Genomic DNA, 25,028 nt, shown 5'->3' on the forward strand with positions numbered 1-25,028 from the left:
AGCGCCGCATATAGTAGGGATAAATTAACGGCGCGTCTATAGTAAAGCTAACTTTTTTTGCTCATTTGCTCAAGTTTTAGCTAATTGATCTAAATATAATCATGAAACAGTCAAAATAATGACTTGGATCTGATTTTTTTTCATGCTATTTATACCTATTAACCCCAAATCCTAGTCTAAAAAATAATTATAGCGATTGGCGGAGCCATGTTTAGGGATGACAGACACCCACACTCAGAGATTGAGGTGGGGCGATTACACAAAAGGATTGCTCGCTTAAAGGCACTTGCACTTAAGTATAAGCGCGCAGAAATAACCCAAAATGCTCTATTAGAGATATCGAACCTAGCAGCTAAGGTCAATTCGACCGAGCAGTTTTACTCCGGTATTCATAATACATTGAGCAAGCTTTTGCCTGCCGATAATTTTTTTGTGGCCATTGTTAACCCACAAACCCAGCGCATCGAACTGCCCTTTTTTATTGACGAAAAAGATTCGCACCCTAGCCTCATCTATCCCGACGAAGATATGTCACGCACGCTCTATAGCGGCCTGACTGGCTACGTACTCAAAACGGGCCGGCCACTTCTGTGCGATGAGATAAAGTTCAATCAGTTGGTTGCTGATAAACAGATCATGAGCCGAGGCACGGCTTGCCATCAATGGCTGGGTGTACCTATCTTTAATGGCAGTGAAACAGCGGGTGTGTTGGTAGTCCAAAGTTACCGCGAAGCCATTAGTTACGGTGAAATAGAAGTTGAGCTAATGATTTTCATTAGCCAGCACATTGCCGGTGTATTTGAACGTATTCAACACCAACAACAACTAGAGCAAGCCATTGAGCACCGCACTAAAGAGCTCAGTGTTGCTTATGACAAACTTAAGCAGGAAGTGTTTGAGCGCCGCCGCGCTGAACGCCTGCAAAAATCACTCTTTGAAATCGCTAACCTCTCCAACACGCGATTAAAGGTCGATGATTTCTACGCCGAGCTGCACCGGGTGATCAGTCACCTATTGCCAGCCAATAACTGTTATATCGCATTAATAGATGAGAGCGGACGTCATATCGACTTCCCGTTTTATGTATCACAGCTCAGCGCGACCCCGCCACAAAAGCGACCATTGTCAGATGGGTTAACCGAATACATTCTCAAGAATAAACGGCCTATGCTGCTCGACAGCAAAGATATCAGAACCTTGATTGAGGCCAATGAACTTTATGCTGAAGCACCGTTTTTAAATAAAACTGAAACCATCCACCAATGGATAGGGGTGCCACTGTTTATTCAAGGTATCGTTCGTGGTGCCTTAACGATTTACAGCTTCAGTATGTCGCAAAATTATCAGGCTAAAGATGTTGAGCTACTGACCTTTGTCTCACAACATATCGCCGCGGCAATTGAGCGTAAGTTATCAGCCGAGTCACTGCGCCGCAGCTATGAAGAGTTAGAAGATAAAGTCGCGCATCGTACCCAAGCTTTGGCCATGCTTAACCAAGATTTAGAAAAAGAGATAGCGCAGCGTTGCAAAGTTGAGCAGCAATTGGTCCATGATGCTAGTCACGATACGTTAACTGGCCTGCCTAACCGCGCCATGTTTATGGAGCGACTCAACCAGGCCATAAAACATGTTAGACGCCACGGACTTGACCGTTTTGCACTACTGTTTATCGATTTAGATCGCTTTAAGTTGATTAACGACACCTTAGGCCACCTCCAAGGTGACCGCTTTTTAATTGAAACCGCAAAACGATTACAGCAATGCATTCGAGACAACGACACCTTAGGTCGCATTGGCGGTGATGAGTTTGTGATATTGCTCGACAGCATTAATGAAGTCGAAGATGCCAAAGAAGTGGCCGAGCGAGTATTAACCAGTTTGTCGCGACCCTATGAAATTGGCGATCAAAGCTTTACCTCTGGTGCCAGTATCGGTATCGCTTTTAGCGGCAAACAGAAAACCGATACCAGTGAGTCATTATTACGTGATGCTGATGCCGCAATGTATCAAGCTAAGTCTAAAGGTAAAGGCTGTTATATCATCTTTGATGAGCAGTCCCATACTCAGTTAATCAAAGACGTTGAGCTCGAGATTGAACTGCGCCAAGCTATCGCCGAAGACAAACTGGCCATTCAATATTTCCCAATAATGGATTTGACCAACGAGAACGTCATCGCCATTGAACCCACACTCTATTGGTTGCATCCTCAGCTAGGCAAAATCAAACAAGCCCAACTAAATAACATTGCCGAGCACTGTAATCTAACCAAAGAGCTTGATTTATATTTACTAGAGCAGCTCAATAAAGAGTACCCACAACTGCAAGCCAGCCCACTGGCCGATACTGGCTTGCATTTGACCATCGCTAGCCAACACCTCAAACATAAACATGCGGTACGTAAGCTAAAAAACCGTCTCAAGCAATGCCTGTTTAAGCCTGAAAATGTGTGGTTATTTTTCGATGAGAAAGAGTTTGTTCTTGATACTGAAAACCATATCAATGCGTTCGATCTATTGAAAAAGCTCAACATGAATCTGGCCCTTTGTGCTTATGGCACTGCCCATAGCGCACTAAGCAGCTTAACCTTCTTGCCGCTACGCGGTCTAAAGCTTGATTCTAGCTATGTTTCTCATCTAGAGCATGAACAACATCAACGCTTGCTTAAAGCCCATAATCTCAGTGCTCAAGCGCTTGAGCTGACCTTATTTGTTGAAGGGGTGAGCAGCGATATACAGCGCCAGCAACTGCTCAATTTAGGGGTAAAAGAGGGGCAAGGCCCGGCACTTGGCCGAGCTTTTGATATCAATGGGCTGGATAAAAAAAAATTTTTGCAAGAGATATGCGCCTAACCCACCGGCCATAAGCCCGCAATTCATCGCTAGCCACAGCCAGATGGATCGCTAAGCAGAAGGTTACTTTTTAAACATATCACGCAAGTTGGCAATATTAGCCTTACCGGCTTGCACACGTTGCTGCTCACTTTGCTGGGGTTTACGGTTTTCCCAAATCAAGTCGTCCTGGGGCAACTCCATTAAAAAGCGGCTTGGCTCGCAGCGCATCACCTCGCCAAATTGACGCCGCTCGCGACAAACAATAAACCACAACTCTTTTTGTGCTCGGGTGATACCTACGTAAGCGAGGCGCCGCTCTTCTTCAACATTATCTTCATCGATACTGCTTTGGTGCGGCAATATACGCTCTTCAGTTCCCACCATAAACACATAGGGGAACTCCAACCCTTTAGAGGCATGCAAAGTCATCAATTGCACCTGATCGCCTGCTTCATCTTCACTATTGCGCTCCATCATGTCGCGCAAAGTCAGTCGCGTTACCACCTCAGGCAAAGTCATGCCTTCATCAAGCTCATCACCCTCTAACATCTCAGTCACCCAGCGATACAGCTCGGAGATATTTTTCATCCGCATTTCAGCGGCTTTGGCGCTGGTACTGGTCTCGTAGAGGTAATCTTCGTAATTAATATTTCGGATCAGATGCTTAACGGCTTCAACGGGCTCGCCACGGCTTGCATGCTCGCCAGTATCCACAATAAATTTGCCAAATTGATACAGCGACGACATGGCAGCGGGCGGCAAATGATGATTAAGCTCACTATCAAAAATGGCTTCAAACAAAGAGATCTGTTTTTGATTAGCAAAGTTGCCCACGCGCTCTAAAGTAGCTGGGCCTATGCCCCGTTTAGGTAAGTTCACCACTCGCAAAAATGCATTGTCATCATCAGGGTTTACCACTAAACGCAGGTAAGCCATGATGTCTTTAATTTCAGCGCGACCAAAAAATGAGGTACCGCCACTTAACTTGTAAGGAATACGGTTGGTCATCAACGCCCTTTCCAACAGGCGTGATTGATGGTTGCCTCGGTACAGAATCGCGTAATCACCAAATGAGGTTTTACCCACAAACTTGTGCCGAATCATCTCCGCAATGACTCGCTCAGCTTCCTGCTCTTCATTTGCCGCCATCAACACCCGCAGCGGCTCACCGTAGGCCAGCTCACTGAACAATGATTTATCGTAAACATGAGGGTTATTGGCAATCAAAATGTTAGCGGCCCGCAAGATTCGCTGACTTGAACGGTAGTTTTGCTCCAACTTAATCAAACGCAGGGCAGGAAAGTCTTTGCCCAATAGCACTAAGTTCTGCGGCTTAGCCCCACGCCAAGAGTAAATGGATTGATCGTCATCGCCCACAACGGTAAAGCGTGCTCGCTCGCCCACTAGCAACTTCACCAATTCATATTGACTGGTGTTTGTATCTTGATACTCATCCACCAGCAAATATTGAATGCGTGTTTGCCAGCGCTGTCGCACTTCAAGGTTATGCCGCAGCAACAGTGTTGGCAGTAAAATGAGATCATCAAAATCGAGCGCATTGTAGGCTTTCATATGCTGGGCATAGCGCTGATATAACAAAGCAAATAGCTGCGACTGCTCATCTTTAGCCGTCTTACGCGCTTGCTCCGGAATCATCAAATCACCTTTCCAATTGGAAATGGCGGTCATTAACGCACTCAACAGATCTTTATCACCGTCTAGCTCATTTTCGGTCAGCTCTTTTAACAGTGCCAACGTATCTTGGTCATCGAATAAGGAAAAACCTGGTTTCAAGCCAACCACTTTGTACTCGCGCTTGATGATCTCTAAGCCTAAGGTATGAAAGGTTGATATCCATAAGCCCCGCGCTTCTTTACGCCCCATCGACTGCGCCACACGCTCTTTCATTTCACGTGCAGCTTTATTGGTAAAGGTGACCGCGGCAATATTGCGCGGTTTATAACCACACTTTTGCACCAAATAAGCAATTTTATTGATGATCACACGGGTCTTGCCACTACCTGCACCAGCAAGTACTAAACAAGGGCCACTGACATAGTGTACCGCGTCATTTTGTCCGGGATTGAGCTTCATGGATACGTTATAACCAAGATAATCTAGAAAGGCTGTAAAGCAGGAATCATAGCAGAAACCACAGTGCAAACGAAAAGGTTCTATTGATTAACTGCAACTACACCAATTGTGGCTATATTTATTAACTGCGATCTCAAAAACTTAGCAAGCTAATTCTAAAATGATGCAAATTATTACTTGCGAGTGACTATACACATGACTACACTATGAATGAACGTTCATTCATTCGTGGGTGATTTATGTACAACAAACAAGACCGTATATTGCGTGCGGCAGAGAAGATCATCGCAAACGGTGGTATTCAGGGCCTGTCAATGCAGCATGTTGCCAACGAGGCCGGTGTGGCTGCTGGTACGATTTATCGCTACTTCAAAGATAAAAATGAGCTCATATTAACACTACGCCGAGATGTGTTAGCCCAAGTTGCTGAAGCGATCTTAGAGGATCATGACCAAGGTAATTTAGAGCAACGCTTTAAGCGTATTTGGATGAAAATGTACCACTACGGTAAACAGCGTACGCCTGCCAACCTCAGCTATGAACAGTATGCTCACTTGCCTGAAAGCAATACGGATGAAATTCGTCAGATTGAATTACAACTGTTTGCGCCATTGCTGCACCTTTTTGAAGAGGGGCTCAAACAGGGCAGTATTCAGCCGCTGCATCCACGCGCGCTGTATGCCTTGTCAATGGAGCCGGCGATGACCTTAGCCCGCGCTATCAGACGTGGACTCATCGAATACCAAACTGAAGAGATCGACTTGGCCTGCGAATTATGCTGGCAAAGCATCCAAGTAAAAACTGAACAACACGCTAAAGGAGCGGTTCGGACATGAAAAAATGGACAATGGTAATGCTAGTGATCGCCGTACTGGCATTTGGCTCTGTGATAGGTTTTAACCTTTTTGTTAAAGGCAAAATTGCTGACGCTATTGCAAACATGCCCGAGCCAGTATCGCCGGTGACTGCGATTGAAGTGCAATCAAGTCATTGGCAACCCACGATTAATGCAATTGGTTTTGTAGAACCTAACCAAGGGGTGACAATCTCCAATGAGTTAGCAGGCGTAGTGTCAGCCATTCGATTTGAAAACGGTACACAAGTCGAAGCCGGACAAATGCTGATTGAACTCGACTCCAAAGTCGAAAAGGCCAATTTAAAAAGTAAGCAAGTGCAGCTGCCCGCTGCCGAAGCAGACTTTAAAAGGCTCACCAAGTTATACAAGCAAAACTCGGTATCTAAACAAGATTTAGACAATAGTGAGTCTAAGTACTTAGCGCTTTTAGCCGACAGTGAAAGCCTAAGTGCCACTATCGGGCGTCGTGAAATTAAGGCTCCATTCTCGGGTTTAGTCGGTATTCGCAACGTTAACTTAGGTGAATATCTGCAAACTGGTACTGAAATCGTGCGTTTAGAAGATATTAGTACCATGAAGATTCGCTTCACTATTCCGCAAACCCAGCTATCCCGCATTGCGACTGGGCAAAAAGTGCATGTGTATGTTGATGCCTACCCCACCGAGCCATTTGAAGGGGTGATTTCTGCCATTGAGCCTGCAGTGTTCTACCAAAGCGGCTTGATTCAAGTGCAGGCCCAAATTCCCAATACTGACGCCAAATTACGCAGTGGCATGTTTGCCAAAGTGGATATCCTACTACCCGAGCTAGCAGAGCAAGTGGTATTGCCGCAAACAGCCATCAGCTTTACTTTATATGGCGACTCTGTATACATCATTGAAGATAAAGAAGAAAATAGCGAAACAGTTAAACGTGTACAACAAGTGAATGTCACTGTAGTTGAACGTGATGAGCTCAATGCACTGGTGACTGGTGGCGTTAAAGCCGGAGATGTCATCGTGACATCTGGGCAGGTTCGCCTCAGTAATAACAGTAAAGTCGATGTGACGGAGGATGATGCACTCACTCCCCCAGCCACACTGCCGCAATTATAACGGGGGGTTTGGCAATGCGCTTTACTGATGTCTTTATTCGTCGCCCTGTATTGGCAGCTTCAATCAGCTTCCTCATTGTGCTACTCGGGGCGTATGCGCTGAAAAGCATGCAGGTGCGAGAATACCCTGAAATGACCAATACCGTGGTCACGGTGACTACCAGTTATTACGGGGCTGATTCCAATCTCATTCAAGGCTTTATCACTCAGCCATTAGAACAAGCTCTCGCACAGGCAGATAATGTTGATTTCATGACATCGGAGAGCTTCTTAGGTAGCTCAAAAATTACTGTCTACATGAAGCTCAACACCGATCCCAATGGCGCCTTGGCCGACATTCTCGCTAAGGTCAACTCGGTACGCTCGCAGCTGCCTAAAGAAGCTGAAGATCCTACAGTCGAGATGTCTACTGGGTCGCAAACTTCGGTGCTGTATATCTCGTTTTATAGCGACCAAATTAACTCAAGTCAGATCACCGATTACCTTGAGCGCGTAGTGAAACCTGAGCTATTTACGATTGATGGTGTCGCCAAGGTCAACCTCTATGGCGGCATAAAATACGCAATGCGAATTTGGCTTGATCCAGCACGTATGGGGGCATTTAATCTATCCTCTACCGATGTCATGAATGTGTTGCAAGCCAACAACTATCAGTCTGCGGTAGGCCAAGCCAATAACACTTTCACTTTGTTTAACGGTACCGCGGATACACAAGTCGCCACCGTTGCTGAACTGGAAAAGTTAGTGGTTGGCAGTAAGGACGGGCTAGTGATTCGCCTTGGCGATATCGCTACGGTAAGTTTGGAGAAAAGCCATGATGTTTATCGTGCCTTGGCCGATGGCCAGGAGGCGGTTGTTGTTGGCCTCGATGTGACTCCGACAGCCAATCCGCTGATTGTGGCAGCCGATGCTCGCGCCATGATGCCGCAAATATCACGCGACTTGCCAGTTTCGATGAAAGCCCGCGTGCTATATGACTCTTCTCTTGCCATTGATGAGTCTATTGATGAAGTGATCAAAACCATTGGTGAAGCGGCGCTCATTGTAATCGTGGTGATCACCCTGTTCTTAGGCTCGTTTAGAGCAGTTTTAATCCCTATTGTCACTATTCCTTTGTCATTGATTGGCGTGGCGGTGATCATGCAAATGTTTGGCTTTACCCTTAACTTGATGACATTACTGGCAATGGTACTGGCTATCGGTTTGGTTGTGGATGATGCCATTGTGGTAGTAGAAAATGTCGACCGCCATATTAAACTGGGTGAAACACCGTTTAGGGCGGCGATTATCGGTACACGAGAGATCGCGGTACCCGTTATTTCGATGACGATTACCTTAGCGGCAGTTTACGCCCCCATCGCCCTTATGGGGGGGATTACTGGGTCACTATTTAAAGAGTTCGCCCTAACCTTAGCCGGGGCGGTATTTATCTCAGGTATTGTCGCATTAACCTTATCACCAATGATGTGCTCTAAAATCCTCAAAGCCCACAGCCAGCCAAATCGATTTGAACAAGCTGTTGAGCGATTTTTAGCAGGCCTAACCAATCGCTACAATCGGATGTTATCTGCTGTTTTAGAAAAGCGTCCGGTGATTATTGGTTTTGCGGTAATCGTATTTATCTCTTTACCTATCATGTTTAGCTTTATCCCGTCGGAGCTTGCGCCCAACGAAGATAAGAGCGTGGTCATGATGATGGGCACCGCGCCATCCAGCGCCAATTTAGATTATATTCAGTCGAATATGACCTTAGTCACCAATATGATCAGCGAGCAACCAGAAGCCGCTGCATCATTAGCATTTGTTGGGGTCCCTAACGCCAACCAGGCATTTGGTATTGCGCCATTAGTGCCATGGAGCGAGCGTGACAAGAGCCAAAAAGAGATGCAAAAGTTCTTTGGTGAACAGGTTAAAACCATTCCGGGAATGGCGGTAACCACGTTCCAAATGCCAGAGCTGCCTGGGGCATCAAGTGGCCTACCAATCCAGTTTGTGATCACCAGTTCGGCATCATTTGAGAGCTTATTCCAAATTGGTTCCAGCGTGCTGGAAAAAGTGCAGCAAAGTCCACTGTTTGTTTACTCTGAAATTAACCTCAAGTTTGATTCAGGGGCGATGAAAATCCATATCAAACGCGATGTTGCAGGCGCTTATGGCATCACGATGCAGGATATCGGTTTAACCTTAACCACCATGATGAGTGACGGCTATGTTAACCGCATTAACCTCGATGGCCGCTCCTATGAGGTGATTCCGCAAGTGGAGCGCAAATACCGCGCTAACCCAGAATCACTAGCAGGTTATTACCTTACTGCTGCCGACGGCCGCTCTATCCCCTTAGCAAGTTTGGTCGATATCGAGATGGTTTCTGAGCCAAGATCACTACCGCACTTCAACCAAATGAATGCGGTGACCGTGGGCGGTGTGGCGACTCCTGGGGTTGCTATCGGTGATGCGATCGCTTTTCTTAAAAACATTGGCGATAACGACTTACCTAAGGGCTATAGCTACGACTTTCTTGGTGAAGCACGTCAGTATGTTACTGAAGGTTCGGCATTATATGCCACCTTTGGCCTCGCCTTGGCCATCATCTTTTTGGTATTGGCTAGCCAATTTGAAAGCCTAAAAGACCCACTAGTGATCTTAGTGTCAGTGCCTTTGGCGATTAGTGGCGCCTTGATTGCGCTAGGGTGGACCCACGTTATGGGGCTATCGTCGATGAACATCTATACGCAGGTAGGATTAATCACCTTAGTGGGGCTGATCACTAAGCACGGTATCTTAATGTGTGAGGTGGCTAAAGAAGAGCAGCTACACAATGGTTTGAGTCGCACTGAAGCCATTAAACATGCGGCGACAATTCGATTGCGCCCCATTTTAATGACTACCGCAGCAATGATTGCCGGTCTGATTCCGCTGCTATTTGCGGTGGGTGCAGGCGCAGTAGCGCGATTCAATATTGGCCTAGTTATCGTCTCAGGGCTGGCTATTGGTACCGTGTTTACCTTGTTTGTACTGCCGGTGATATACACTTACTTGGCAGAAAAACATCAACCCCTGCCCGTATTTGATGAAACATTAAAGGCAGATCCTGCGCTAGCAGAGCAACCATCGCAAGCTTAATTGGCCAAGCCAAGCAAACACCACTTAGTTCGCACTAAGCGGTGTTTATTTTGGCAATCGTCAATGGCTCAGGTACAATCTACCACCATTGAGCATTTTGCACTGAAGCGGAAACCAACATGATCAACCCAAAAAAAATCGAAGAAGTTGCCAAGCAATTAAGTGATAACCTGCCAGCAGGTTTAAAGCAATTTGCTGGGGAGTTTGAGGATAAAAGCAAGCAGGTGCTGCAAAGCCAATTAATGAAATTGGATGTGGTTTCACGAGAGGAGTTTGAAGTTCAGCAGCATGTATTACTGAAGACCCGTGAAAAGCTCGAAGCACTGCAAGCTCAGGTTGAGGCCTTAGAGGCCAAATTAAACCAAGACCAATAATAAATAAAAGAGCACCGATTAAGGTGCTCTTTTATTTTGCCTCATCTAAACCTTTTGGCGGTTGTTATGATGGACAAATAACACCACGCAACTGGCAAGCAATACCAAATCTTTGACAATAAACTGACCGCTTGAGGTTAGCATCCAAAAACCGCTGTCAGTGCTATAGGCCGGCAGACTAATAATAAAGGTTTGAGTCGCAATGAAGGTCAGCGCCGCCATCAACAACCCCAGATAATAGATAGGCGTTGAAATGCGTGCCATCATTAAAGCCACCACAGCAATAAGCTCGATTACCCCAATAAAGTAAGAGCCATGTAGCACACTAAAATAATCATAAATCCAGCTAAACAATACGCTGGTGCGCATCAAACCTTCGATGCCATCGGCTTCAATTTGGGTAAATTTCATCCCGCCAATCCAGGTCAGCACTAACACGACTCCAAGCCAATTTAGCCGCAATGCCCACTGCTGTAATGTATCATTAGCGCTGTAGTACGCTGCTAAATACAAGGCCACAGCGGCAATCCCTAGGTACTTAATCAAACCTTGGCCTGCACCAATAGCTGGAAAACTACCTAAGCTGTCAATCCATACAGGATGAGTCACCAACATCAGCATGGGAACCAAAGCCAGCGCCGCATACCCATATAGCAAGCGGATGCGCCAACGTTTGGCGGGCAATAGTAGGACGGCAACCAATAACAACTGCAGTACACCAACGGCGCTACCTAGCCAGCCAATCTCAGGCAGATTAAGGTGACCTAACTGCTTGATGTAATAACTGGCATCATCACCGGTAAAGCGATTAAATGCGGTAATAAATAGAAAAATGGTTAATAAGTAGCGCGCAATCTCGCTACCTGTGTTTACGCTAAAAGTTTTCATTCGGTTCTCCTGATCTGGCTCAAGAGACCTGTGGCAAGTCAGATTACTTTCAACCAACCTACTAAAAACCTATTTTTCCATTCACATTGCCATGTTGTTGCCACAATTGATCAGCGTCTCGCCACCCTATGAATATGCTAATTTGCTGTAATAGCGACGATAAACAACAAGGAAATGTCATGTTTAAATCGCTCAATATGCAACAAAGCCCTATCAATAGTAAATTACTACTCATTGCAGTTATCGCCCTGCTGTCATTTATCCCCCTAGGCATACTGATGGATATCACTTCCGATCGCCAAGCATTGCAACAACAAGTGATTGACGATATTGGCAATAGCTGGGGCCACGCTCAACGTGTTGCCGGCCCTGTACTGGTGATGCCTTATACCTATGAGATTGTGAATAATAGTGTCGACAATAATGGGGATATTAAACAGGTTCGCAGCCACTTTAATAGTGAACTCGTCATCCTGCCAAAGCAGCTTGATCTTGATATTGCCGTCCAACACGACTTACTTTCACGTGGGATTTTCGAATCGTTAGTCTACAAAGGCAACATTAGCGGCAAAGCGCAATTTGATCTCAGCAATCTCACCGTGGCCAACCTAATACGGTTTGACTATCGCAATGCGCGGATAGTTTTTGCCGTTTCAGCTAACCAAGCCATTGATAAAGTCAGCCGCTTTGATTTAATCGCAGTAAACTCAGCGACGCAGCAGCCCACATTGGGAGAGTTAATGCCCGGCACCGGCCTGAGTGAACAACCTGGCTTGCAATCAGGCTTTCATCGTCTAGTTGACCTCAGCGACAAACACACGCAACTAGATACTGATTTTGCGATACAGTTACGTGGCTCTCAAGCTATCAGCGCCCTACCACTTGGCCAACAAACCCAACTGACTTTTGCCGCTGACTGGCCACACCCAAGCTTTAAAGGTTTACTGCCTACCTCACGCCACATTGATAACCAAGGTTTTAAAGCAACATGGCAAGTCAGTCACTTAACCCGTAATTACCCGCAGCAATTTAGCACTCAATCCCAGCAGAATTTAACGGAAGTAGAAGCCTATGCACAGCTGTTTCAACCTGTGACTCACTACGGACAAATACATCGCGCGGTGAAATATGGGTTACTGTTTATCTTGTTATCTTGTATCACCTTACTAATTTTTGAATTGAGCTTAAAACGCAATGTTAGCCTGATCCAATACTTGATGATCACCTGTGCTATGACACTGTTTTATCTATTACTCCTGTCTCTTTCAGAGCATTTACCATTTAGCTTGGCCTATGGTCTAGCGACTTTAGTTCCTATCATTTCGGTGAGCCTCTATATGGGCAGTATTATGGCCAGTAAACGTCATGGCGCCATCATGGCGGCGTTGCTCAGTTGTTTATATGCTTTGCTGTACGGCGTGCTCAAGCTCGAAGACTATGCACTGCTAATGGGCAGCGCTCTACTCGTGGTGGTGATGCTGGTATTAATGTTTATTACTCGTCATGTCCCAGAAACCGAGCAAAAAGCTCTTTTATGAGTAAAGATTAATGGATAATTCATGCTCTTAATATGGCGCGTGCTTAGCTCACGCGCTAGCCTACTATTTTTTACACTGAGGCTCAGCTTTGTCATCAACTCCTAGTGCTCGTCGTTACTGGCTACTAATGTGGTCGCTACTGCTTTCTTTGCCCGCGGTTATTTGGTTCAGCGGTATCAATCTGTTTGCCACAATGCCGCTAGACTCCCTCCTAGCACAAGGGCTTTATTGGCTTACCTCTACCGGGACCGCCCCCTATGGCGTCCTGACCGTATTGGCAATCTATGCCCTTAGTTACCGATGTTTACCTAAAAAGCACTTTACAGCGCTCGTGCTCAGTGTCGCCGTCGCGATGGTCTCATCACTGACGCTCAACCAATTTTTGAAACCATTTTTCAGCGAAGCGCGACCTAATGCAGTCCTGCTGCAAGACCAAGGTTTGCTCAATACCAAGCAGTTTTATATGCAGGAAAAAGCTGACCGCCAACAGCAAATTACAGTTGCCACTGAGCAATACTTACAACAGACCGATGCCATTGAGCTGTCAGACAATATCAAACAGCACTGGTTACATGAGGTCGGCTTTGCCTTCCCCTCTGGGCACACCTTATTTGCGGTGTCACTGAGTTTGGTGGTGAGCTACTTTTTTGTGATAGCCGGACAATGGTGGCTACCCAGCATACTCATTGTTTGGACCTGGCTGATGGGCATTAGCCGCATGGTTCTTGGCATGCATTGGTCTCAAGATGTGTTGGCCTCATCCATCATCGGTGGTTTGATCGCCCTGTTCAGTCTATATTGGGTGCTAAGGTGGCAAACACATTGGACTCGACGCTACCCTGCTACCCATAAAACATTTGATAGCGAGCTACCTAAATGAATGCTTCACAGCTTGATAGTATCGACATCCAAATACTGCGGCTCATGCAACAACACGGCAAACTGGCCAACCAAGAGTTAGCACAGCTAGTGGGCTTATCCGCTTCGCCCTGCTCTCGCCGTGTCAAAGCCATGGAAGAAAGTGGCATTATTGCTGGCTATAGCACCATTCTGAATCCGCAGGCTTTTAAGCTTAATCTCACAGCCTACGTGCAAGTGAAACTAGAGAAACATGCGCAGTCAATTTTAGAGGCCTTTGAGCGGGAAATGTTGAGCTATGACGAAGTCCTTGAATGCTGTCTATTAACCGGCAGCGATGCAGATTATCAGCTCAAAGTATTGGTGGTAGATATGGAAGCTTATAAACGCTTTCTACTAGAGAAACTGACCACTAACCATGATATTGCCGGAGTTCATTCCAGCTTTGTACTGAAACAAGTGAAGAGTCACAGCGCAATTCCATTGCCATAAAGTCTGCGTTAAGCCACAAATTCAGCAGTTAGGCGCTGTTTTTACTCCCCGATAAAATTGCGCCTATTGTTCACCATACAGAACCAGAGCAAGAAATAACGACCAAACGCCAGATATACGCAAAAATTCACTATCAAACTCCTTACTCACCCATTATGTTTGCGAATAAACACAAACTAATAGCAATAAACAAGCGTTGACCTTAGTAATTTTCACTCTATGATGCCTGCTCTTCATGTTAAAGAGACCCGTTACAATGAGCAGTCATCAGCAAACTCACTTTAGTTCTCGAATCGGCTTTATTATGGCCGCAGCAGGCTCTGCTGTGGGTGTGGGCAATATTTGGGGCTTTCCTACTCAGGCGGCTACCCACGGTGGAGGCGCTTTCCTACTCGTCTATCTGATTCTAATCGTGCTGCTGGGTTACCCTATGTTAATGGCTGAGCTAATGATTGGTCGCCACGGCCAAACCAACCCCGCCGACGCGATGGCTAAATTGGGCCGCAGCCAAACTAGCCGCAGTATTGGTCGGTTTATCGGCTTTGCCTCCATTATCACGGCCACATTAATCTGCACTTTTTACACAATTTTGTCAGGCTGGTTTGTAAGCTTTGCAGCGGCACCGCTAGCACAAATGGCAGGTGCCGACGGCGTTGCTGACTGGCTGATGCAGTTCTCTTTATCACGTAATTTAATATTTACCCTTATCTTCACGGCAATGGTAGTTGTGGTTATTCGCCAAGGAGTACAACGAGGAATTGAACGTTGGTCAAAGCGCTTGATGCCGTTGCTGCTGGCCATACTGATTTTAGGCGCACTGTACATCATGACCTTACCCGGTGCGACCGCCGGCCTAAGTGCCTTGCTCATTCCTGACTTCAATCGAGTTTGGGATGCAGATGTGCTGATGGGCGCCCTAGGGCAGACCTTTTTCTCACTCACTGTGGGGACAGGCGCAATGATGGTTTACGGCGCCTACCTTAACCGGCAAGAGAACATCGGTAAATTAACCGCTTATGTGACTTTGACAGATACCAGTGTGGCGTTTTTAGCGGCCTTAATGATTATCCCGGCCATGTATGTTGCTCAACACAATGGCGTGCAAATATTTGCCGAAGATGGCAGCTTACTCAACTCCGACACGCTAGTCTTTACCGTTCTTCCGGCGTTATTTGAAACCCTCGGCGGCTATCTGCAATATGTGATTGCTATCGTTTTCTTCTTACTGATGACAATCGCAGGCTTAACATCGGCAATCTCCATTGTTGAAGTGCCAACCAGCTATTTAGTAGAGAAAACCCAGCTGGGTCGAGACCGAGCCACGTATTTGGTTGCCACAGTGATCACTTTGATGTCGACCGTCATCGTGTTCAATTTCGAACAGCTATTTGGTTTAATCATTACCACCACGACTGAGCGAGCACAACCGTTTATCGCCCTTGGTATTGCCATTTACCTTGGCTGGATCTGGCATCGAAATAGCTTGATTGAAGACATTGCTCAACAACAAGGTGCGGATACCAGCAGTCGCTTTTGGAAACTGTGGCCTATTTACGTGAAATGGGTTTGCCCCATTCTTATCATTGCCATTATTGCCCAGCTAGTCTTGGGCTAACAGCGAAATACCCGCTAACGCATCGCACGCCAACAAGCACTAACAATGGCTCATTTTGGCGTGTAATGCGATATCACCATCTGCGCTGCAGATTCTGCTATCTGTTGCTGCGCCGCCACATCAGGAAAAGGTTGGCCTTGAATCAGTTGCGGCCAGAAGCAAAAACCCTTAATTAATGCGGTAAACTGGGTCAGGACAAACTGGCTATCTCTAGCCGTCAACGCCCCCGCATCAAGAGCAGCAATAAACCATGCCTCTAGCGGCGACTCTTGTTGGCTGAACTGCGCCATTGCCTGTTCTATCAACTGGGGTTTATGGATTGCTTCAGCGATGATGACTTTGGCCATATCTTGAAAAGCGAGCTCACTTAACATAGAAATTTCCGCCAGGGCCAGCTGTGTGAGTTGTGCGGTTAAATCTTGCTCTGGGCTAAACTCGTCACATTCAAAGGTGCATAACGTCGCCATCATGTTGACAATAATGGCCTGAAAAAGCGCCTCTTTACTAGGGAAATGGTTATACACCGTGCGCTTTGAGGCACCGGCGCGCGCGGCAATATCATCCATGCTCGCGACCCCAAAACCACTTAGTTTGAATTCTTGCGTCGCCGCTTCAATGATGTCCAAGCGCTTTTGCTCTGAACGAGAAGATTTTTTGTCTACTATTTTCAATTAATTAACAGCCATTATCAATATTGTCACCAGCTATTTTACACTGATCAGTTTACTTTTCAAAATTACAAAGTAAACTACCCAGTGTAGTTTGCTTGAGGTAAAAATTAGTCATCATGTTAAAAGCGATTTTATTAGCAGTTGTTATTGGAGGTTTTATGCTAACGGCCAACTTATTTTCATCTACAGCAGAAAAAGATCTGACGCTGGTAGGCGCTCACCATACCGACAAAGGCTTTCAAAACACCGCAAAAGACTTTAGTAATGACACTGCGATCTTGCCGCTACTTGGCCGTTATATCACCGAGAAACGTACCGATGCCGCACCACTAAAAGCTATTCCGGTCATCACATTGCAGCAACAAGATCTGTTAGATATTCCTGTTGATCGCGACACGGTTATTCGCCTCGGTCACTCAACAATTTATCTGCAAATAGCCGGTCAACGTTGGCTTATCGACCCAGTATTTAGCGAGCGCGCGTCGCCGTTTTCATTTGTGGGCCCCAAACGCTTCCATCAGCCGCCGATAGCACTGTCACAACTACCGGACATCGACGGCGTACTCATTAGTCATGACCATTATGATCATTTAGATAAGGACACCATCGCGCAAATACAGCATAAGGTACAACATTTCGTGGTGCCGCTGGGTGTCGACAAACATTTGTTAAAGTGGCAAGTGCCAGCGGCAAAGATCACCGCTTTAGACTGGTGGCAATCAGCGCAGTTTGACAAGCTCAATATCACCGCGACTCCCACACAACACTTCTCGGGACGCGGTTTACTCGACAGAGATGAAACCCTCTGGGCGTCCTATGTCATCAAAGGACCAGACAGCAATGTCTATTTCAGTGGTGATCCAGGTTACTTTGACGGTTTCAAAGAGATTGGTCGTCGTTACGGTCCGTTTGATCTCACCATGATTGAAACCGGTGCTTATGATAAAGATTGGTCAACCATTCACATGTCACCACAACAAAGCTTTCAAGCACACCAAGATTTGGGAGGCAATGCAATGATGCCCATCCATAACGGTACTTTTGATTTGGCGTTTCATAGTTGGTATGAACCCTTAGCGCGCATTCAAGCGTTAATTAGCGCTCATAACGACAACCAAGCTGACACGGTAAATAAAGTGCAATTACTTACCCCAAAAATGGGTCAAACATTGGCGGTCAACAATTTTCCCCACACCCAATCATGGTGGAAAAATCTAAACTAATAACTAAAGTAACAAGTGGCGATAAACATCTATTGCCACTTGTCATCAAAAACTTAATTAAACCAATATAAAACATAAATTATTTATTTATGGTTGTTTAGCTCAACAAATAAAACAGTTTAATTCATCTTTAAGATATCGACATATAATACCAATCAGTATAAACATTTAGTCATTCAGCGAGAATTTAGCGGTTCTGAGGTAAGGTCCTTAAATGCTCCTCGGTAACTGCTCCTGCGTTACCCTACCTCCTATATCCCTATAGTCGTGCATTAATGACATTCACCACATCCATGTGGTTTGCAACGAGTGAAGAGCTATAGTTATTCTACGGTTAAGCTCGTTAACACAGCATCAGAATCGCTAAAACTCGCCATTCTGGCGCGTTTTAGGCTGCCAACTTCTGCGTTGAATAATTTCACAAGGGAACAACCATTGTTTCAATCATTCGCCTTGAATTAGTGTGCCCAAAGCGCGCTGAGTAGATCAAATTCTTATACTGATTGGTATAATAATTTAGTATTAACATATCCCGCCCTATTATAAACAAGCTAAACCAAAGCATTAGTCCGCATTAACTATGGCCTTACAAATAGCCATGATGCCAATACATACAGCAAATAAATCAGTATTTAGTATTAAATTACCCAGATTTAGAATTTATCAACTTAAGATAAAATTATTCTCATTTCTAATTACTTGCCTATACTCTATAGCGGTAATCACTTTCACGAAAAAATGATTATTTATAAAACCTAAAACAATAACACTATAACTAAATTACTCATGTAGTAACCATTTACCCTGGTTGAGTAACAATCCCTATTGATTAAATAAGGGTGTGTCGTAAAACCCATAATGGAGTAACACATGAAACCTCTATATCAGTGTATTTTTGCAATGGTCGCACTAATACTGATAAGCCTACCAGTGCACAGTGCTAACCTAAGTAACCCGCAGCAAGTTAAAGATTGTAATTTCAGCAAGAGCGCCAATTGGTGGCAGCAAGGCTATGATAGTTTGCCGAATAATATCGCCAATAACCCTGTCACCGGTGACCCGGAGTTTTGTGAGTTCTACCAGTTTGCAGAAGATTGGTTCCTGTACCTGATCTCACCACAATCAGCTAAAACCAGCCAGGCCAACTGGGAAAATACCAGCCGATTTCCACTTCTAGAGTTAAGCGGTACTAACTCTTGTGATAAAGACGCTCCGGCGCACTCCTTTAATCTGCGCATGATCAAATCAGCCGATGACAGTTCGCCGTTTCAAATGCCAGAACGAATCGATCAGGCCGGTGCCGATGCCATCTACGATCAGCAAGGTAATGTGGTGTTTTATGAAATACGCTTTTCCCGCAACCTATGTGATGTTAAAGCCATTCAGTCGCAGGCAAACTTTCCTGGTAAAACACTAGAACTGAAAATGGCTTGGCGAATCATGACGGCCGACGATGATCCACAACAGTACTATCAAACCACCGCCATCATTAATGACCAACCGCAGCAGCTAGGACTCGTTGGCTGGCACATCGTTATTACTGCTGACAATCACCCCGAAATGGTTTGGGTTACGGTAGATCACAGTAATAATGCCGTGGTGTGCGATCAAATAGGCGCCCAGCAATCTGCTTATGACTTTACCAGCCAGGCTTGTGCTAAAAACATCAAAGATTGTAATAACCTCAATCAATCCCTAAAGTCTACTTCCATTAGCTTACCCAGTGACGTTCAGCCCAATGATATCTGCCAGGTGTTCCCGTTTGGCACCCAAGCTAGCACCGATACAAGCAGCCGAGACTGGCTCAACATCGCCCTCATTGAAAAGCTCAATGACAGCCTACAAAACCAACTGCTAGCCAGTGCCAACCTTCCCACCAGCATGAAAGTTTGGAAAAACTATCAAGTTACTGGTGCGCTATGGATATCGGATATTAATAAAAGCTCTAGCGATACCAGTAACCAACGCGGCTCATTAAAATTAGCCAATACCGTAATGGAAACCACCTTCCAAGGTGATCCACACACTGGCGAAGGCACACTCAACTGTTTTGTGTGCCACAACTACAATGCCCCGGACTCAGGTAAAAGCAACACCGCCTACGGCGCAAATTTAAGTCACATCTTTGACGATGTCATTGATGGGCAATGCCAAGATTTCCAAGCCAAATCAGTCATCAACAGTCAAAGCCAAGCAGAAGCAGCCTGTCCGCAAGTGTGTAATGCACAGTCGCTAACTTGGCACGGACAGTGGACCAATCAAGATGCCAAAACCAGGGCTCAACTGCCGATGACCGTCTGTGGCTGCTGCCCATAACCTCACCTTCAAGTTAAAACATAATCATAGGCTAACCACTGGGTTAGCCTATTGTGCTAATGATAAATGCATGGAGCAATCATCATGTTCAACATAACTTTTGGTCACAACGACCATCCACGAACTTCACCTAGCCTGCCCCAACATGATTCACCATCTGAGCAAGAAGCTCGAGAAATACAACTTGCCGAAGCCAAAACAACCTATATTTGGGATACTGACGTGGCAAGTGTTAAAGGTGTGCCGATGGCAGAGTCGGTACCAGAAGCGGATAAACCAACCATAGCTTGGTTCATTAAGGTCATTGAAGTGGCGTTGCAAGTGGTTGAAAATACGCTAGCTAACTCTATCGAAGATGACGATAGCGATGATTTAAGCACCTTAGGTCATATCCGCGATAATCTAAACGGTGTCCGCCAAAAATACCAAGATCAACAACAGCCATCAGCGGCTAGTTGGCTCACCAATGTTTTAGTAGAAGCCAGACATTTGCTCAATCTCAACTTCAGCAATGTCAGCGCTGAACTTAAAACACTGCAACTGATTGTTGAGCGTCACCAAGACAAAATATCCAATAGTGCCGACAATACGCTTGCGGCCTACAAAGAGCTGTTTAATACCATAGCGCTCAGTGATGTTGCAGAACAATTCCAATCAGATGCAATGTTCGCCTACTACCGTGTAGCGGGTCCTAACCCAATGCTGATTACCTGCATCAGCGAAGTCCCTGCTAAATTTCCGGTTACAGACGACGGTTACCAGCAATACATGGGCGATAGCGATTCAATTGCAAAGGCCTTGAGTGAGCAAAGATTATTTCTACTCGACTATCACGAACTGCAACTGTTGGTCGATAACCCTGGTTTCTACGATGGCCTTGCAAAACAACTGTTTGCACCACTGGTATTACTGGCACGTCCCATCAACAGCGATGCCTTGGTACCTGTAGCGATTCAGCGTAGCCAAGATCCGCAGCAAAGCGAAATTGTCTACGCAACGGAAAACCCACAAGACGAGCAATACTGGCCGTGGCAAACCGCTAAAAGCATCGTCGAGATGTCTGAAGGTAACTACCATGAACTGTTTGTTCACTTAGCACGTACTCATTTGCTCATAGAGCCCTTCGCCATCGCCACCCAACGTAATCTCGCTAAAAGTCACCCACTTAATGTGTTGCTTACCCCGCATTTTGAAGGCACTTTGTTCATCAACAACTCCGCCACCGGTAGCTTAATTGCTGAAGGCGGCCCGATTGATCAGATTTTTGCCGCTGAGATCACCTACAGCCAACAAGCCGCGGGCAATGACCGTTTAGCCTATGACTTTTACGCCAATATGCTGCCCAATGACCTAGCTCGCCGTGGGGTTGCCGATGCCAATATCTTGCCTAACTACCCTTATCGAGACGATGCGCTTTTGATTTGGGAGGCAATCAATCAATGGCTAAATCAATACGTTAATATTTACTATCAACACGATAGCGACGTTATTGGTGACACTGAACTTGCGGCTTGGACAGCGGACGTTATCGAGCAAGGTAAGGTTGCAGGCTTCACGACGATTGAGAATAAAGCCCAACTGGTTGAAGTGTTAACAATGGTCGTATTTACTGCCAGTGCCCAACATGCCGCAGTGAACTTCCCCCAAAGCAGTATTATGACCTATGCTCCGGCGGTATCTGGTTCTATCTGGGGTGACCAAGATCCACAAGGGGCTAACGAGCAACAATGGCTAGCAACCATGAGTCCATTAAGCCTTGCCAGTAAGCAACTTAACTTTTTGCATTTACTGGGTGGTGTGTACTATCGCATGCTGGGCCATTACCAAACCAATGACTTCCCTTATTTAGATTGGTTTGAAGATCCAAAAGTCAGTGGTGAAGATGGAGCACTGAGCCGCTTTCAGCAACATTTACAAGAGATTGAACAGCAGATAAACCAACGTAATCGTCAGCAACGTGATATCCCTTATACCCACCTGTTGCCGAGCCGTATCCCGATGAGTATCAATATTTAAATCCACATACAGCAAGGCCGATAATCATTATCGGCCTTGTTTCGTGGTGTAACACCCAGCGGTTTAATGCAGCAGCTTTACTTTAGAACATCTTGCAACGCTTTTAGACACAGGGCGACATTTTCGCGACGAGCACCAAAACCCATCAAACCAATACGCCAAGCTTTACCAGCAAGCGCCCCTAAACCGGCGCCAATTTCTAAGTTATAGCGATTGAGCAACTCGCTTCGAACTGCAGCATCATCCACACCATCGGGAATATACACAGCGTTTAATTGCGGCAGGCGGCTTTGCTCGTCTACCACAAAAGTTAATCCAAGCTCAGTCAGCCCAGCGCGTAACTCTTGGTGCATCTGTGCATGGCGCTGCCAGGCATTCTCTAAGCCTTCTTCGGCCAATAAACGCAGTGATTCATGTAGCGCATAGAGCGCATTTACTGGTGCCGTATGATGGTAACTGCGTTTACCGCCAGCAGCCTGATCGCCACTCCAATAACCCATCACTAAGCTTTGATCTAAAAACCAGCTTTGTACGGGTGTACTGCGGGCCGCTAATTTTTCCACAGCCTTAGCTGAAAAAGACACTGGCGAGAGCCCGGGCACACAAGATAGGCATTTCTGACTGCCAGAGTAAATGGCATCAATGCCCCACTCATCAACTTTAAGTTCAACACCACCAAGTGAGGTCACTGCATCTACAATCGTCAAACAATCATGTTGCTGAGCTAATGCACATAACTGTTTGGCATCAGATAATGCCCCAGTAGAGGTCTCTGCATGCACAAAAGCTAAGAACTTGGCATCGCTGTGCGCTTGCAGCGCCGCTTCTACATCAGCCACACTGACGGGTTCACCCCAAGGGTTGTCCACCATCACCGCCGTAGCACCGATACGTTCGACATTCTGACGCATGCGCTCACCAAATACCCCGTTGCGACAAACAATGACCTTTTCCCCCGCTTCAACCAAGTTAACAAAGCAGGTTTCCATGCCCGCGCTACCTGGGGCAGAAACCGCCAAGGTCATGGCATTTTCGGTCTGAAACGCATACTGAATCAGGGCTTTAAGCTCATCCATCATGGCGACAAATAGCGGGTCAAGGTGACCTATGGTTGGTCGCGATTGAGCGGCCAGCACTTCAGGGTAAACATCGGAAGGACCTGGACCCATCAATGTTCGACGTGGGGGAGTAAAGGCTTTGATTTGCGGTGCTGCTAACATCTTAATTCCTCTGCAAGGTAAATAGGCTGACTCATATCTACGATTGGTTTACCTCAAAAGCCGGTAAACCCATTCCCTACGTATTTAGTCTCAATAGGCGCTGTTATTGTTATTTGAACCTCATAGTAAGCACTGCCATGGCGTTATACAACTGGACTTATGGCTACTGTTGATCGGCACCTGAGCATATTTCAAACTAGTGTTTGAATTAGCAACATAGCATAAAAAAGGGCGCAAATGCGCCCTTTGATCTCAGTAAGTTGGCTTTATTCTCGATTATCCAAAAACAACCGATACGCTGGGCTTTGGGTTTCTTCTTGATAGACAAAACCCAACTTGGTCAAAAACTGCTGAAACGCAACATCATCAGCGTCTGGCACTTCAAACCCAGCCAACACACGCCCATAAGCAGCGCCGTGGTTACGGTAGTGAAATAAGCTAATATTCCACTGGCTTTGCAAAGTCGTGAGAAACTTAAACAGTGCACCTGGATGCTCTGGAAACTCAAAACTAAACAACCGCTCATTGAGCGCTTCAGGTGGATGACCGCCCACCATATAACGTACATGCAGCTTGGCAGTTTCGTCGTTAGAGAGATCTTGCACTTCAAAGCCATCACCGTTGAGATTGGTTATGATCTCATCGAGCTCCGTTTGCCCGTTAGATAAGCGAATACCGGCAAATACCACCGCACTGTCACGACTAGAGAAGCGGTAGTTAAATTCGGTCATTGCCCGCTTTTCCAATAACTCACAAAAGCGTAAGAAAATACCCGGCCGCTCCGGTACTTTGACCGCCAAAATGGCTTCTTTCTGCTCGCCTAACTCACAACGCTCAGACACATAGCGTAAGCTATGAAAGTTGACGTTTGCTCCACTTAAAATGGCCGCCACTTTCTCGCCCTTGCCTTGATCGCCAACATACTTCTTTAAACCCGCTAATGCCAGTGCACCAGCAGGTTCAGCAATCGCGCGGGTATCTTCAAAAATATCTTTAACAGCGGCGCATATTTCATCTGAGGTAACGGTCACCACATCATCAACATATTCGCGCGCCAGTTTAAACGGCTCAGCACCAATCTGTTTTACCGCCACACCATCCGCAAACAGCCCGACTTGGTCGAGTACCACTCGACTATCGGCATCTAGCGCCGCTTTTAAGCAAGCTGAATCTTGCGGTTCTACACCTATAATTTTCACCTGTGGCATTACCGCTTTGTAATAAGCCGCTATCCCGGCAATTAACCCGCCGCCCCCCACAGGCACAAAAACCACTTCCAGATCCCGTTGTTGCTGCACCATCTCCTGCGCCACCGTGCCTTGGCCGGCAATCACCGCTTCATCATCAAACGGGGCAACATACACCCGGCCCTCCGTTTTCGCTATTTGCTGCGCGTGGCCATTGGCCATATCGAATGATTGGCCATGCAACACCACAGTACCGCCGAGACGACGCACCGCATCGACTTTGATATCGGGTGTGGTTTCTGGCATCACAATTACCGCGCTAATACCTCTCGCAGAGGCCGACATGGCAACGCCTTGGGCATGATTGCCTGCCGAAGCACACACTACGCCGCGCTGGCATTCTTCACTGCTCAGTTCAGCAATGCGATTGTAGGCACCGCGTAACTTAAACGAGTGCACCGGCTGCATATCTTCACGCTTGAGGAATACTTGGCACCCAAGCCGCGCTGATAGCTTATTTAAGCTAGACAGTGGCGTCACTTTGGCAACATCATAGACCGAAGACAACAAGATCTTTTGCAGATAATAATGTGCTAAATCCAACTGAGTTTGCGAGGCAAGTGCCAACATA

Annotated in this window: 17 protein-coding genes; 12 read left to right on the plus strand and 5 right to left on the minus strand. The window is 46.2% G+C overall.

What is annotated here, in order from left to right:
* The first annotated feature begins 207 nt into the window (after positions 1 to 207).
* Positions 208 to 2,850, plus strand: a complete 2,643-nt coding sequence (locus L865_RS0112895) for a bifunctional diguanylate cyclase/phosphodiesterase (protein WP_028773631.1) — start codon at positions 208 to 210, stop codon at positions 2,848 to 2,850.
* A gap of 63 nt (positions 2,851 to 2,913) precedes the next feature.
* Here the strand turns inward: L865_RS0112895 and rep are convergent, their stop codons facing one another.
* Positions 2,914 to 4,926 carry a DNA helicase Rep gene (gene rep / locus L865_RS0112900; RefSeq protein WP_028773632.1) on the minus strand — a complete coding sequence of 671 codons (2,013 nt, stop codon included), beginning with the start codon at positions 4,924 to 4,926 and terminating at the stop codon, positions 2,914 to 2,916.
* A gap of 239 nt (positions 4,927 to 5,165) precedes the next feature.
* Here rep and L865_RS23700 point away from each other — a divergent pair, with 239 nt between their 5' ends.
* The 4 genes from L865_RS23700 to ubiK all read left to right on the plus strand — a co-directional run bounded on the left by L865_RS23700 (position 5,166) and on the right by ubiK (position 10,373).
* Positions 5,166 to 5,762, plus strand: coding sequence for a TetR/AcrR family transcriptional regulator (locus L865_RS23700; protein WP_051484590.1), 597 nt, complete (start codon positions 5,166 to 5,168; stop codon positions 5,760 to 5,762).
* Positions 5,759 to 6,877, plus strand: coding sequence for an efflux RND transporter periplasmic adaptor subunit (locus tag L865_RS0112910; RefSeq protein WP_028773633.1), 1,119 nt, complete (start codon positions 5,759 to 5,761; stop codon positions 6,875 to 6,877). The genes L865_RS23700 and L865_RS0112910 overlap by 4 nt, the downstream gene beginning before the upstream one ends.
* A 14-nt stretch (positions 6,878 to 6,891) precedes the next feature.
* Positions 6,892 to 9,999, plus strand: coding sequence for a multidrug efflux RND transporter permease subunit (locus tag L865_RS23705; RefSeq protein ID WP_037471118.1), 3,108 nt, complete (start codon positions 6,892 to 6,894; stop codon positions 9,997 to 9,999).
* Positions 10,000 to 10,118: 119 nt separating this feature from the next.
* On the plus strand, positions 10,119 to 10,373 hold the full coding sequence (ubiK, locus tag L865_RS0112920) for a ubiquinone biosynthesis accessory factor UbiK (RefSeq protein WP_028773634.1): 255 nt from the start codon (positions 10,119 to 10,121) through the stop codon (positions 10,371 to 10,373).
* A gap of 45 nt (positions 10,374 to 10,418) precedes the next feature.
* On the opposite strand, the gene L865_RS0112925 is transcribed toward ubiK, so the two are convergent.
* A complete protein-coding gene (locus tag L865_RS0112925; protein WP_028773635.1) occupies positions 10,419 to 11,261 on the minus strand; it encodes a DUF417 family protein in 843 nt (280 codons plus the stop codon).
* A 179-nt stretch (positions 11,262 to 11,440) separates the two neighbouring features.
* On the opposite strand from L865_RS0112925, the gene creD reads away from it, so the two are divergent.
* The 4 genes from creD to L865_RS0112945 all read left to right on the plus strand — a co-directional run bounded on the left by creD (position 11,441) and on the right by L865_RS0112945 (position 15,764).
* On the plus strand, positions 11,441 to 12,799 hold the full coding sequence (gene creD, locus L865_RS0112930) for a cell envelope integrity protein CreD (protein WP_028773636.1): 1,359 nt from the start codon (positions 11,441 to 11,443) through the stop codon (positions 12,797 to 12,799).
* Positions 12,800 to 12,887: 88 nt separating this feature from the next.
* Positions 12,888 to 13,679 carry a phosphatase PAP2 family protein gene (locus L865_RS23710; RefSeq protein WP_157577561.1) on the plus strand — a complete coding sequence of 264 codons (792 nt, stop codon included), beginning with the start codon at positions 12,888 to 12,890 and terminating at the stop codon, positions 13,677 to 13,679.
* Positions 13,676 to 14,149, plus strand: coding sequence for an Lrp/AsnC family transcriptional regulator (locus L865_RS0112940; RefSeq protein WP_028773637.1), 474 nt, complete (start codon positions 13,676 to 13,678; stop codon positions 14,147 to 14,149). Before L865_RS23710 ends, L865_RS0112940 begins: the two co-directional genes overlap by 4 nt.
* Before the next feature lie 256 nt (positions 14,150 to 14,405).
* Entirely contained in the window at positions 14,406 to 15,764 is a 1,359-nt protein-coding gene (locus tag L865_RS0112945) for a sodium-dependent transporter (RefSeq protein ID WP_028773638.1), read from the plus strand.
* Between the two features lie 50 nt (positions 15,765 to 15,814).
* Here the strand turns inward: L865_RS0112945 and L865_RS0112950 are convergent, their stop codons facing one another.
* A complete protein-coding gene (locus L865_RS0112950; RefSeq protein WP_245608435.1) occupies positions 15,815 to 16,435 on the minus strand; it encodes a TetR/AcrR family transcriptional regulator in 621 nt (206 codons plus the stop codon).
* Positions 16,436 to 16,593: 158 nt separating this feature from the next.
* On the opposite strand from L865_RS0112950, the gene L865_RS0112955 reads away from it, so the two are divergent.
* The 3 genes from L865_RS0112955 (at position 16,594) to L865_RS0112965 (ending at position 21,990) form a co-directional block, all read left to right on the plus strand.
* Complete coding sequence (locus L865_RS0112955) at positions 16,594 to 17,658, plus strand: MBL fold metallo-hydrolase (RefSeq protein WP_037471133.1); 1,065 nt, start codon at positions 16,594 to 16,596, stop codon at positions 17,656 to 17,658.
* Between the two features lie 870 nt (positions 17,659 to 18,528).
* Positions 18,529 to 19,974: a mannan-binding lectin gene (locus tag L865_RS0112960; protein ID WP_028773641.1), complete on the plus strand. Its 1,446-nt coding sequence runs from the start codon at positions 18,529 to 18,531 to the stop codon at positions 19,972 to 19,974.
* A gap of 84 nt (positions 19,975 to 20,058) precedes the next feature.
* Entirely contained in the window at positions 20,059 to 21,990 is a 1,932-nt protein-coding gene (locus tag L865_RS0112965) for a lipoxygenase family protein (RefSeq protein WP_051484592.1), read from the plus strand.
* 77 nt (positions 21,991 to 22,067) lie between these two features.
* On the opposite strand, the gene L865_RS0112970 is transcribed toward L865_RS0112965, so the two are convergent.
* Complete coding sequence (locus tag L865_RS0112970; protein WP_028773643.1) at positions 22,068 to 23,210, minus strand: pyridoxal-phosphate-dependent aminotransferase family protein; 1,143 nt, start codon at positions 23,208 to 23,210, stop codon at positions 22,068 to 22,070.
* A gap of 266 nt (positions 23,211 to 23,476) precedes the next feature.
* A complete protein-coding gene (gene ilvA, locus L865_RS0112975; RefSeq protein WP_028773644.1) occupies positions 23,477 to 25,027 on the minus strand; it encodes a threonine ammonia-lyase, biosynthetic in 1,551 nt (516 codons plus the stop codon).
* Position 25,028: the final 1 nt, after the last annotated feature.

The sequence above is a fragment of the Shewanella waksmanii ATCC BAA-643 genome (assembly GCF_000518805.1).
Lineage (GTDB): Bacteria > Pseudomonadota > Gammaproteobacteria > Enterobacterales > Shewanellaceae > Shewanella > Shewanella waksmanii.

Coding starts and splice junctions, on each gene's coding strand:
- L865_RS0112895 (WP_028773631.1), top strand. CDS start 208: ATGTTTAGGGATGACAGACACCCACACTCAGAGATTGAGGTGGGGCGA.
- rep (WP_028773632.1), bottom strand. CDS start 4,926: ATGAAGCTCAATCCCGGACAAAATGACGCGGTACACTATGTCAGTGGC.
- L865_RS23700 (WP_051484590.1), top strand. CDS start 5,166: ATGTACAACAAACAAGACCGTATATTGCGTGCGGCAGAGAAGATCATC.
- L865_RS0112910 (WP_028773633.1), top strand. CDS start 5,759: ATGAAAAAATGGACAATGGTAATGCTAGTGATCGCCGTACTGGCATTT.
- L865_RS23705 (WP_037471118.1), top strand. CDS start 6,892: ATGCGCTTTACTGATGTCTTTATTCGTCGCCCTGTATTGGCAGCTTCA.
- ubiK (WP_028773634.1), top strand. CDS start 10,119: ATGATCAACCCAAAAAAAATCGAAGAAGTTGCCAAGCAATTAAGTGAT.
- L865_RS0112925 (WP_028773635.1), bottom strand. CDS start 11,261: ATGAAAACTTTTAGCGTAAACACAGGTAGCGAGATTGCGCGCTACTTA.
- creD (WP_028773636.1), top strand. CDS start 11,441: ATGTTTAAATCGCTCAATATGCAACAAAGCCCTATCAATAGTAAATTA.
- L865_RS0112940 (WP_028773637.1), top strand. CDS start 13,676: ATGAATGCTTCACAGCTTGATAGTATCGACATCCAAATACTGCGGCTC.
- L865_RS0112945 (WP_028773638.1), top strand. CDS start 14,406: ATGAGCAGTCATCAGCAAACTCACTTTAGTTCTCGAATCGGCTTTATT.
- L865_RS0112955 (WP_037471133.1), top strand. CDS start 16,594: ATGCTAACGGCCAACTTATTTTCATCTACAGCAGAAAAAGATCTGACG.
- L865_RS0112960 (WP_028773641.1), top strand. CDS start 18,529: ATGAAACCTCTATATCAGTGTATTTTTGCAATGGTCGCACTAATACTG.
- L865_RS0112965 (WP_051484592.1), top strand. CDS start 20,059: ATGTTCAACATAACTTTTGGTCACAACGACCATCCACGAACTTCACCT.
- L865_RS0112970 (WP_028773643.1), bottom strand. CDS start 23,210: ATGTTAGCAGCACCGCAAATCAAAGCCTTTACTCCCCCACGTCGAACA.
- ilvA (WP_028773644.1), bottom strand. CDS start 25,027: ATGTTGGCACTTGCCTCGCAAACTCAGTTGGATTTAGCACATTATTAT.